At 66.5% G+C, this 4,408-nt stretch carries 4 protein-coding genes, 4 tRNA genes and 1 pseudogene; 6 read left to right on the top strand and 3 right to left on the bottom strand.

The genetic code is table 11. The annotated features are described in order from the left end of the window. Positions 1–584: 584 nt before the first annotated feature. Positions 585–656 (bottom strand) — tRNA-Val (locus RM445_RS31780). A gap of 270 nt (positions 657–926) precedes the next feature. On the opposite strand from RM445_RS31780, the gene RM445_RS31775 reads away from it, so the two are divergent. The 4 genes from RM445_RS31775 (at position 927) to RM445_RS31760 (ending at position 1,754) form a co-directional block, all read left to right on the top strand. Continuing rightward, positions 927–1,358 (top strand): SsgA family sporulation/cell division regulator, encoded by a 432-nt coding sequence (locus RM445_RS31775; RefSeq protein ID WP_311560563.1) that lies wholly within the window; start codon positions 927–929, stop codon positions 1,356–1,358. Between the two features lie 111 nt (positions 1,359–1,469). Beyond that, positions 1,470–1,542: transfer RNA gene (locus RM445_RS31770), tRNA-Gly, on the top strand. Positions 1,543–1,606: 64 nt separating this feature from the next. Continuing rightward, a tRNA-Cys gene (locus tag RM445_RS31765) sits at positions 1,607–1,678 on the top strand. A 1-nt stretch (position 1,679) separates the two neighbouring features. Further along, a tRNA-Val gene (locus tag RM445_RS31760) sits at positions 1,680–1,754 on the top strand. Positions 1,755–1,862: 108 nt separating this feature from the next. On the opposite strand, the gene RM445_RS31755 is transcribed toward RM445_RS31760, so the two are convergent. Together RM445_RS31755 and RM445_RS31750 are read right to left on the bottom strand one after the other, a co-directional pair. Then, a complete protein-coding gene (locus RM445_RS31755; protein ID WP_311560562.1) occupies positions 1,863–2,966 on the bottom strand; it encodes a tyrosine-type recombinase/integrase in 1,104 nt (367 codons plus the stop codon). 785 nt (positions 2,967–3,751) lie between these two features. Then, positions 3,752–3,865: pseudogene (locus tag RM445_RS31750) on the bottom strand (integrase); the annotation flags it as partial. Here RM445_RS31750 and RM445_RS31745 point away from each other — a divergent pair. Next, on the top strand, positions 3,816–4,127 hold the full coding sequence (locus RM445_RS31745; RefSeq protein WP_311560564.1) for a hypothetical protein: 312 nt from the start codon (positions 3,816–3,818) through the stop codon (positions 4,125–4,127). The pseudogene RM445_RS31750 and the gene RM445_RS31745 overlap by 50 nt on opposite strands. 19 nt (positions 4,128–4,146) lie before the next feature. Beyond that, complete coding sequence (locus RM445_RS31740; RefSeq protein ID WP_311560561.1) at positions 4,147–4,317, top strand: hypothetical protein; 171 nt, start codon at positions 4,147–4,149, stop codon at positions 4,315–4,317. Positions 4,318–4,408 lie beyond the last annotated feature (91 nt).

Genomic DNA, 4,408 nt, shown 5'->3' with positions numbered 1-4,408 from the left:
CCGGCTCAAGCGCAATCGCGCCGTCGCCACCCGCTTCGACAAACTCGCCGTCCGCTACCTGGCCACCGTCCGGATTGCCGCCCTCGCCGAGTGGCTGCGCTGACCTGCTTCCCAAACAGGCTCTAGCGCGGGGAAGAGGCCCGAGCACGACACCACCAAGCCTGGCGGTAACGGGCCGGGGCCGGGGTCGGGGGAGCCGGGCACTCGAGGTAGAGGCAGTAGCCCGGGCCCTGACGACGAGCCCGAGGCCTCTTACTGAGCGGGTCGAACAGGGACGCGAGAGGCGCCCGGGCAGGTCTGCGGAGAGGGGGGGGGGGCTCCGGCACGCGTCGATGGCCGGCGCGACCACCACGCGGCGACCAGGTTGGTCTGCGCATATCGTCGAGCGCGCCGCGGATCGGGACGACGCCGCCGACAAGCGCGACGTCGAGGCAGACCAGCGGCGCCCGCGGGAGGGCCGCCGCGGATGCACGCGCTCTATGGCTACCAATTCGGCTACCCGTGACGCCATCTGCCTGGCAGCCGTACCGGCCCAACATGGCCGAAGGCCCCTGAACCTGCTGGTCAGGGGCCTTCGGCGACGGTGGGCGATACTGGGATCGAACCAGTGACCTCTTCGGTGTGAACGAAGCGCTCTCCCCCTGAGCTAATCGCCCGTTGCAGGAAAGACCCTACAACATCGAGCTCGCCGGCCCGTGCGGCAGGTGCCGCTTCGCGATGGGCCGGGCCTGACCTGCGGGTCTCGCACCGAGACCTCCCCGCCTGGAGCAATCGATCACTCAGAGTGGCGATACGGCCGGTAGAGGGCTGCGGAACCCACCCGATCGACAGGGGGACACCCACCCCATCGAACCGTGACATCTCGGTCCGACCGTCGTTTCTCTGCATGAAGGTTCACCACGCAGGCCCACGAAAGAGGACCCACGATGCGCGACGAGCACATGGTCATCTGCTCACCGGCAGTGTTCGAGCTGATCTCTCCGGACTCGGCGCCCGTGCCCGTGAAGGTCGAGCTGACCTACGACAGCCGCGACCCCTACGCCGTGCAGGCATCGTTCCGCACCGGCCACGGCACGGCGGTCGACTGGGTGTTCGCCCGCGACCTTCTCGCCGATGGTCTCATGGCGTCGTCGGGAACCGGGGACGTCCGCGTCCAGCCGATGCCGACCGACGCCACCCGCATCGAGCTCGAGCTGAACTCCCCGTCCGGGCATGCGCTCTTCACGACCTGCGCCCAGACTCTCGGCGAGTTCCTCGACCGGACCTACGAGTCCGTGCCCCCGTCGACCGAGTACTCCTGGCTCGACTTCGACATGGCGCTCTCGGAGCTCCTTGCCAACGACCGGGCGCGCGACTGACGTGCCTTCTGAACAGCACGGACGGCAGGGGAGGGGGGTGGCGGTGGAACCCGCCAGGGGCCTGCGCTAGGGTTCTCACCACAAGAGCAACGCAGCGGACACGCTGCACACGCGGACGTAGCGCAGCTGGTAGCGCATCACCTTGCCAAGGTGAGGGTCGCGGGTTCGAATCCCGTCGTCCGCTCGGAGAAACCTCGGGTCCACGCCGGACCTCCAGGACCTGGAAGACGGTGGTCCCGGGGTGTCCCGGCGGAATGGCCGAGTGGCTTAGGCAAGGGCCTGCAAAGCCCTGTACGCGGGTTCGATTCCCGCTTCCGCCTCGGGCGATTAGCTCAGTGGGAGAGCGCTTCCTTGACACGGAAGAGGTCACTGGTTCAATCCCAGTATCGCCCACCACTTACGAAGGCCCTCTGACCAGCAGGAACACAGAGGGTTTTCGTCGTTGTTGAGGTTCTGCCTCGCACTGCTGGAAGCCGAAAAGGCACCAGAAGGGCACCACGGGCGTCATCGGGGCACCAGAGCGCCCGCCGTGCCGTCGTCGGGCTGTTCTTCGTCCGGCTCGTCGTCGAGCGCACGCAGAACACGGGTCGGGTCGTCGGTCCGCCGGGTGTAGAGGTCCAGCGTCGTCGACGACCGTTCGTGGCCTAGCACCCGCTGCACCATGTTCACCGGTACGCCGTCGTCCACGAGCCAGGTCGCGTAGGAGTGGCGGAGGTCGTGGAAGCGCAGCCCACTGGCCTGGTGCCGAGCGACGTGGTTGACCGCCGCTGCCTCGCTGGCGAACAGTTCCGACCCGGACACGCCCGCCGCGCCCGTCCACGTGCCGCGGTACTTCGGCCCGTCCGGCTCGACGGCCCCGAGCAGCGCGGCCCGCACGAGCGCCGGCCGCCAGACGCGAGAGCGGAACAGCGTCCGCAGGTACGCGCCGCCGGCCCCGTTGGCGAAGATCAGGCCCGCCTCCCCGCGCGGATAGGTCTCGACGTGCTCGCGCAGCAGGGCGACGAGCCAAGCAGGAAGCGGCACTGAGCGGCGTCCTGCCCCGGTCTTCGGGAAGGGCTTGAACGCGGTACGCCCAGAGACCTCGATGACGGTCCGAACGACGCGCAGCGTGGCGGCGTCGAGGTCGAGCGCGTCATCGCAGAGGCCGACCGCCTCGCCCCAGCGCAGTCCCGCGCCACCGCCGAGCCCTACGAGCGCCCGGTAGGGGTGCGGCACCACCGGCAGCAGCGACGAGCGGAACACGGCCCGGTCGATGATCTGGTCGTCGGTGTCCTGTCGACGCCGGGCCGGAATGTGGACCCCGTCGCACGGGTTGGCGACGATCAGCCGGTTGCGGACGGCGGAGCGCATGACCCCGGACATCATCCGACGGCACTGCACAAGGGTCGCGGGAGAGAGTCGGTCGCCGAGATCGGTGATCCAGCCCTGCACCGCCAAGTGGTCGATCTTCGCCAGCGGCCAGGAGTCCCACTTGGCAAGCACGTGGTTGCGCATGATCGAGCTGTCCCGGGCGGTGGTGGTCGCCTGCATGTTCCACGTCGCCATCCACTGCCGGGCGTGGTCGCCGAACAGCACGCGTCCGGCGTGTGGCGAAACATAGGTGCCCACGCTGGTCGCCGTGCTCACTTGGGCGAGGAACGTCGCCGCCTCGCGCTTGGTCTTGAAGGTCTTCGATACCTGCCGATTGCTGGGGTCGCGGTACGACGCGCGCCAAGTCCCCGCAGGCGTTTTGCCTATGCCGGGCAAACTTGATCGCTGACCGCGACCGGTTTCCTCGACCACGCATGCAGATGGGATCTCAGCCGTAACAGGCGGATCGCTATCCTAGATCGGGTCATGAGGCCGAGCCGGATAGCGATCCACAATCAGCGCGAACCGTCGTTTACTTGATCGGCTCAATTCGTCTGACTTTCCTTTGTTGTGCTGTTCGTAACTCTGAAATTGTGCGGCAGTCGGTCAGGCGATCACGTGTCCGTTTGGCAGGCTTACGAGGCAGAAGGCTACGGCTGATTTCGTCAAGACTCGTTCACTCACCAGCTGTGCAGTGGAGGCGAGGTGGTTGCCGGATGGCGCGTCAACTGGTCGTGACCTGGAATGCGGGAACCTGGTGCCGACACTGGGGATAGCCCGTGTTCTCGTCGAGCGTGGCCACGCCGTTCGGGTGATCGGGCACGAGACATCGCCGGGATCTGCTGCGAAATAGGCGCCCTGTGGTGCCATAAATGCTGCACACGTCAGGCGACCTGCTGACACTCGTGGAGCAGTCCGGCGAGGCGGTCGTGCCGTTGGACGGTGTTCGTCTCGCCTGTCGTCAGCTGGGGGAGTGGTCGTAGGGGAGCGGTCTGGCCAAGACTGCGGTGTGGGCGATGGTTGTTGTAGTGGTGCTGGTACTCGTCGAGCACGGTGGCGGCGTGCCGTTGGTTGATGATCAGGGTGCGGTCGAGGAGTTCGCGGCGGATGGAGCCGACGAAGCGTTCGGCGATCGCATTGGGCCGTGGCGCCCGCACCGGTGTCCTGATGATGCGAATGTCGGCGGCGGTGAGGACGGCGTCGAAGGCTGCGGTGAACTTGGCGTCGCGGTCGCGGCTTATCGCCACCCTCCTGAAAGCCGAGCGGCTGCGGGCACGCCAGGCTCGCCAGGACGAGGTCGACCGCTATACCGACTACCTTGTGGACAACGGACCGGAGAGCTTCCTGGAGTACCCATACAACCGGAGCAAGGAGATAGATCAGATGAACACGAAGGGCGGTGATGCCAAGGCCAGCTGAATACCTGACCAACTGCAACTTGGAGCAGCAGATCGCCTGGGGCGCACTCAACGTCGCCCTCGGCATGCTGGCTACCGCGTATCACATCAACGACAATGAGCTGAACGAGTCCGTTGGGAGCTATGCGGAGGAGATCGTGAGCGCGATGGTGGACGGAGCCTGTCACGATTCCCGTGTAAGCCACGGGTGACTAATCTGGCTAAAATATCACAGAGGAAGTCGTCCGGGGAAGAGGACGACGAGCGTATTCAGGGCTGTTTTCCAGCCGTGTGTTCCGGTTC

Source organism: Pseudonocardia charpentierae (assembly GCF_031845345.1).
GTDB lineage: Bacteria > Actinomycetota > Actinomycetes > Mycobacteriales > Pseudonocardiaceae > Pseudonocardia > Pseudonocardia charpentierae.
The sequence above is the reverse complement of the archived record's forward strand: the minus strand, read 5'-3'. Positions and strand labels throughout refer to the sequence as shown.